The organism is Pirellulales bacterium, assembly GCA_019694455.1.
GTDB lineage: Bacteria > Planctomycetota > Planctomycetia > Pirellulales > JAEUIK01 > JAIBBY01.
Map to the genome: position 1 here is coordinate 43,707 of JAIBBY010000038.1, position 6,049 is coordinate 49,755.

At 60.7% G+C, this 6,049-nt stretch carries 7 protein-coding genes; 3 read left to right on the forward strand and 4 right to left on the reverse strand.

All coding sequences use genetic code 11. From position 1 onward, the window contains the following. Positions 1-34 precede the first annotated feature (34 nt). On the reverse strand, positions 35-442 hold the full coding sequence (gene rsfS / locus K1X71_15045; protein MBX7074461.1) for a ribosome silencing factor: 408 nt from the start codon (positions 440-442) through the stop codon (positions 35-37). Between the two features lie 326 nt (positions 443-768). Between rsfS and bcp the strand changes: the two genes are divergently transcribed. Further along, the gene (gene bcp / locus K1X71_15050; GenBank protein ID MBX7074462.1) at positions 769-1,251 is read left to right on the forward strand and encodes a thioredoxin-dependent thiol peroxidase; all 483 of its coding nucleotides are present in this window, start codon (positions 769-771) and stop codon (positions 1,249-1,251) included. Positions 1,252-1,270: 19 nt separating this feature from the next. Here the strand turns inward: bcp and K1X71_15055 are convergent, their stop codons facing one another. Next, positions 1,271-1,942 carry a sigma-70 family RNA polymerase sigma factor gene (locus tag K1X71_15055; protein MBX7074463.1) on the reverse strand — a complete coding sequence of 224 codons (672 nt, stop codon included), beginning with the start codon at positions 1,940-1,942 and terminating at the stop codon, positions 1,271-1,273. Positions 1,943-2,123: 181 nt separating this feature from the next. Here K1X71_15055 and K1X71_15060 point away from each other — a divergent pair, with 181 nt between their 5' ends. Continuing rightward, complete coding sequence (locus K1X71_15060) at positions 2,124-3,209, forward strand: beta-lactamase family protein (protein ID MBX7074464.1); 1,086 nt, start codon at positions 2,124-2,126, stop codon at positions 3,207-3,209. Positions 3,210-3,364: 155 nt separating this feature from the next. Then, on the forward strand, positions 3,365-3,760 hold the full coding sequence (locus tag K1X71_15065; GenBank protein MBX7074465.1) for a hypothetical protein: 396 nt from the start codon (positions 3,365-3,367) through the stop codon (positions 3,758-3,760). A 63-nt stretch (positions 3,761-3,823) separates the two neighbouring features. Here the strand turns inward: K1X71_15065 and K1X71_15070 are convergent, their stop codons facing one another. Next, on the reverse strand, positions 3,824-4,807 hold the full coding sequence (locus K1X71_15070) for a polysaccharide deacetylase family protein (protein ID MBX7074466.1): 984 nt from the start codon (positions 4,805-4,807) through the stop codon (positions 3,824-3,826). Positions 4,808-4,981: 174 nt separating this feature from the next. Continuing rightward, positions 4,982-6,049, reverse strand: a 1,068-nt coding sequence (locus tag K1X71_15075) for a protocadherin (protein MBX7074467.1), incomplete at its 5' end; no start/stop codon positions are given.

Genomic DNA, 6,049 nt, shown 5'->3' on the forward strand with positions numbered 1-6,049 from the left:
GCCATCACTTCGCTTCCACAATGTGGCCCCGAACTTAAACGGCCTTCAGCGCGGGCGGATTGCCTTCCACAGGCACGCGCTTCGCGCCCGACCATAAGAGATCGAGGCTGTAATAATCGCGCGCTTCGTCGTCGAACAAATGCACGACCACATCGCCGTAGTCCATCAAGATCCAGCGGCTGCCTTCATAGCCCTCGATCCCGATGCGGCGCTGTCGATACTCGCGGGCCAACACCCGATCGATCTCGTCCCCAATCGCGTGCAGTTGCCGGCGGCTACTGCCCGTCGCGATGACGAAATAATCGAAAATCGGGGTCAGCTCGCGGACGTCCAGCACCAAGATGTCGCGGCCGCGATTGTCTTCTGCGGTGCGTGCGGCCGCCTGGGCGAGCTCAAGACTAGAGTAAGAGGAAGTGGCAACAGGAGACGCCGTGCTGGTCAGAGTTCGGTTAATGGTTTTACCCTCCAGGGGCCATCCTTTCGATGTGAAAGTTGCGCCACTTAGTTCCGCAACAATTGTACCCACACGAGCATTCTGGGGAAGAAAGCCATCGCGGCTTTATTCCCAATCGTCGCTTGCCAGTCTCCTGCTAGACGCCACAACCGGCAGCAAAGTTCGTGAATTTTTTCGCACTCGCAATGGTTTCTAAAGGGGCCGTTCCGATTACGCCGCGACGTTGGCCCCCGTTCGCCCCATCCACGACCGCGTCTCCCCCGCTATAATGCCCGCCGGAATGATCTGATTGCTCAGCATCGAGGTGCGAAGATATGTCCGATTGGGTCGAAGTGGGAGCCAAGGCGCCCGATTTCACGCTGGCCGCCGATGACGGCGCAAAGGTCAAGTTGTCCAGCCTCAAAGGCGCTCCGGTGGTGCTCTACTTTTACCCCAAGGACGACACGCCCGGCTGCACCCGCCAGGCCTGCGCCTTTCGCGACGCCGAAAAGAAGCTGCAAAAGCTCGGCGCCACGGTGCTCGGAGTCAGCGCCGATTCGCTCGCCAGTCACGAGAAGTTTCGCGACAAATACAGCCTCAACTTCCCTCTCCTCTCCGATCCCGATCACAAGGTGGCCGAAAAGTACGGCGCCTGGCGCGAAAAGAACATGTACGGCAAAAAGTCGATGGGCATTCAGCGCTCCACCTTTCTGATCGACGCCACCGGCAAAGTAGCCAAGGTCTGGCAGCGAGTGAAGGTCGACGGCCACGACGAGCAGGTGCTCGCCGCGCTCAAAGCGCTGGCGTCCGCCGAGTAGCGCTGGCGCCCGCGATCGGCTACTTCGCATCGAGCGGCTCGCCCGTGTACAAAAAGTACAGCTCGCGAAACTTGCGCACCATGCGGTGGTGACGATAGCGAACCTTCTCGGGCGTCGACCCGAGCTTGGCGGCCGTTTCCGCGACCGACAGTTCCTTGATCGACCGCAGATAAAAAACCTCAAAGCTGCGCGGCGACACCTGCTCGCGCAACTGCTTCACCACCGCATGCACCACTTCTTGGCGCCAGCGGCGTTCCAACGTCTCGACCGGGTCGACCGCCGCGTCCCACGACTTTGCGTCGGCCTTGGGCGCGAATCGCCGCGCCGCCCGCCGCAGCCGGCGCCGCACCAAATCGGTCGCCCGCGAACGCACGACCGAAAAGAGCCAGCTCCGAAAACGTCCCTGCTCCGGATCGTATTTGAACTCGCGTAGCGCCACGATCACCGTGCGAAACACATCCTGCACGCAATCATCCACCTCGCTCTTCGGCACTTGGCAGGCCAAGGTAAAGCGTCGAATCAACGGTCCATACAGTTCGTAAAACCGCTGCCACGCCTCCGCCGGGGCCCCTCCCGAGGCGTCCCCTGCCAGTTGCCGCTCCAAATAAACCTGCGCGGCGGCCAGCAGCGCGGCGTCGGTCACCTCGCTCACTGGGGTTGGCGTATGTGGCTCTTGCTTCGCGGCGCGCATCGTCGGTTAGCTGGTCCCTACTGGGCTTCGTCGCTGTCGTTCCACAGGCTCCCGCGGTGACAGTCAGTTTACTACGCCAGCCATCGCCAGGTCGCCAGAAGGTAGCAGATCAAGGAACCGTCGCGATTTCCCGGCTACAATCACGGCGCGGCGAACACCCCGAACATTCAGCGAGGACTCCATGTTTCCACACTACGCCAAATTGCGAGTCTTGCTTCTCGTCATGTTGCTGTGCGCCGCGCTCCGCTGCCCGGCGGCGGAGCCAGTCGCCGTCGATATCGCGCAAGCCGCCGACGACAAAGTCACCGCGCTCATGGAGAGCCAACTCATTCCAGGACTCTCGCTAGCCATCGTCGACGACAATGCCCTCGTCCTCGCCAAAGGCTACGGCCTCGCCGATCTGGAGAACGACGTGCCCGCCACGGAGAACACCGTGTACCGCCTCGCTTCGATCTCCAAAATGCTCACCGCCGTCGCCGCGATGCAACTGGCCGAACAAGGCAAGCTAGATCTCGATGCGCCCATCCAAAAATACGTTCCTGCCTTCCCCAAAAAACAATGGCCCGTAACCGCCAGAAATTTGCTTAAACACCAAAGCGGCATTCGGCACTATCGTGGTCGCGAGATGCGCAGCGTGGCCAACTATCGCAACGTGGCCGATGGACTGGCGATCTTTCAAGACGACGAATTGCTGTTCGAACCCGGCGACAGGTTTTCGTACTCCACCTACGGCTACAACCTCCTGGGCTGCGCCATTGAGGGCGCGTCGGACATGCCCTATGCCGAATACATCCAACAATACGTCCTCCAACCCGCCGGCGTAAAAACCATTCAGCCCGACAATCCCGACACGATCATTCCGCACCGCGCGGCCGGCTATCGCCGTGGCCCCGGCCGCAAGCTCTTGAACTCGTTCATGGTGAACGTCACCAACAAGTTGCCCGGTGGCGGCTGGTGCGGCAGCGTCGTCGATCTGGCGCGGTTTGGCATCGCCTACCAGAGCGGCAAGCTGGTCTCCGCCGAAACGCTCGAACGCATGTGGACGCCGCAGCAAACCAACGCCGGCGAAACCACCGAGTCGGGGCTGGGCTGTTTCATCGACCAAGAGCATTCGCCCCGCCGCGTGTTCCACTCGGGCGGACAGCCCAAGGTCTCAACGTTCCTATTGCTTTGTCCAGAACGCGGCTGCGCGGTGGCGGTCATGTGCAATCAAGAAAGCGGACCGGTGGCGCTCTTGGCCCAAGAACTCATGGACCTCATCGACTGATGCGCGGCGAAATTCCAATTAGCAAGGAACTCTATTACGCCGCTCTCTGGATCATGCGTAACGGCGAAGCTGATCCACGCAGCGATGATAAAAAGTCAAGCGTGGGGAAGGTCCTTGAAGAGTGGTACCGCGGGCTGGCGTGCGAAGGATAGGCCATGAGCGACAAAGAAAACGTGTATAGCGCGATTCCATGTGATACAAGTGGACGCAGAAGTGCTCTAGGCGCGCGTGTGATCCTCGGCGTGTTGGGAAGCATATCAGTATTGCTCGCAGTTCTTCCATGGGTCACTGATGGTCGCCCATTTAGCATTCCGTATTGGAACATAGAGTTACCAAATCTGCCGATATTGCCGCTGGACTCACGACTTTATCGCTTCGCCGAGTTTCCGATGCATATTGCCGGAAAGTGGGTCGATTTTGTGTTCATCCCGCAGGAGGGCGTTGCGCGTGTGCGACCGTTTTTCGTATTCGTGTTCTGGGGGCTGTCGGGCATTGCGTTGCTGATGCTTTCGACGTCGATTGGGAGACCGTCGAGGGTTCCGAGAATCTAACTCTTGGCAGCAAGAATCTGGTAGTGCATTAATTCAACTGTAAATGCGTGTGCCGCCAATAGGCTACTTCTTCCCCTCACGCTCCTCCCAGCGCTTCATCAACTCCTTCCAGTTTGTGAATATGATCCCTTCGCTCGCCAGGAATTGCTTCACCACCGGGTCGGAGAACATCTCCGCCTCCCAGGCGCGCTGCTGGTTCGAGCCGGTGATGTGCTTCAGCCCCTCCGTCATCGTCGATGGATGAAAAATGATCTCCGTGATGCCCGGCCGCAGTCCGCGAACCTGTTCAAAAAACTTGTCGCGCTTCTCCTCATACGTCTTGCCTTCCGGAACCGAGTCGAAGTCGTCAAGCTTGGGCAACTTGTAATTGCTAAGAATCTGCTTCATCTGCTCCGTCGGCGGCACGCCGCGCTGGCGGAACTTCTCGATCACCGCGGGCGACGGTTCGATGACCATCGCCGGAATGTGGTACTCCTCGGCCAGCTTGCAGTACACCGCCGTGTAGTCCGGCCGCGCATAGAGCGTGCCCATGTGCGTGTCGATGTGGCTGGGGCGAATGCCGCGCGACAGCGCGCGCTCGATCTGGGCGCGAATCTCCTTTTCAATTTCCTGCGCGGGCGCCTTCATCGCCGTCTTGATCGTGTCGTCCCACAAGTAACCATCCGGATCGACCATGCCGGGCACCTCCGATTTCGGCGCCACCGGTCCCCAGCGATACCACGTCCACTCGCTGTTCATCGCCAGATGCAGCCCCATGTCGTGCTGCGGGTTCTCCTTGTACCAGTGGGCGATTTCGTTGAACCACGGGCACGGAACCATCATCGCGGCCGATTGAATCTCTCCCTTGCCCAAATAGTTCTTGGCTGCTTCATTCGCTTCGTAGCACATGCCAATGTCGTCGGCGTGCAAAATCAGCACGCGCTTGCCGGCCGGGAAACCCAACCGCTCGGCCTGCGTTGCGGGCTTGTCCCCCGCTAGCGCCCAACACGGAAGAGCGGCCATGACGGACCACAGCACGAGCGCGGCAAACAATTTGCGAATGAACATCGAAGCAATTTCTCCCTCAACTGAATAGAATTGAACGCAGGCGGCCTCGCGGATTGATCGCGCTCGCCAAACAACCAGCGGACGATGCTAAACCACGCGGCGGGCAAAGGCCAGCTAAACAGCAAAGAAACGCCGCGCCGTCCTAAGTGGCCTGCTCGCGGCCCCGAGTTCGATTCACTGGCCCGTATCGCCATCTTCGGGTTGCTGCATCCGTACCAGCAACCACTGTTGCGTGCGATCCTTGCCAAAGTGAACCAGCACCGGCGTCTGCTCCTTTGTCAGATTGTAGATGCCGGTCTCATACACGGTGGTCGTGTTGTCGCCCACGGTCCAAGCCGCGCGCTGCGTCTTGGAATCGACCGCGCCATGCACCGGCAGCGTACTGCCGCTCAGCACGTCGCTGTAGTTGCCCGCGATCTCGCCCGACTTGTTGACCGCCAATTGAAACAGCGCGGACGAGTTGGTCTGCTCCCCCTGCACCAGAGAAAACACCCCCAGCGGTGTCCATTCGTCTCCGGCTGCGGGCTGATCGGCAGGCTGTGGCTCGTTTGCCGGCGATTGCGCCAAATCCGACGCTTGTTGATAATACTCGTCGGCCGTGGCGATCGGCTGTCCGTTATCGAGCACCTGATCGTCTTGATAAACGATCGTGTTGCCATAGTCGTAATAAATCGGCGCCGCGCCGCCCCAACCAAACCAGGTCCCCAGCGCGGGCCAGGTGGCCCAGCGCCAACAATACCCAGATCGCCAACCCGCCGCGTACCAGGCCCCCGGATTCCGCGTGTACCAATCGCGATTGTAAAAATTGAACTGATTGAAATCGCGCCGCACCTGATCACCACGCTGACCGGCCCAGCCAGGCTCCAGCGGCCGTGTGCGGTTGCCGCGCGCCATGTAATCCGCCGGCCGATCGAGTGGCCGGCCAACGCCAAAGTCGGTCGGCAGATTGCGGTGTTCCAGCGCGCCGCGGCCGGCGTTCCGATCACCCGGTCGGCTCCCACCGAACTCGCCCGGTTGCATGTGGTAGGGTTCGAAGCCACCCGGTCGATAGCCTCCCCCTTCGAACGACGGTGGCCGAAATCCCCCCGCTTCGACCCCAAATCCTCCCGGTCGACCCGCTTCAAAGCCGCCGGGCCGTCCTCCCTCAAATCCGCCGTAACCTCCCGGCCGCCCCCCCGCGCCGCCAACACCACCCCCGCCATACCCGCCGGCACTGCCGCCTCCGTAGCCACCGCCACACCC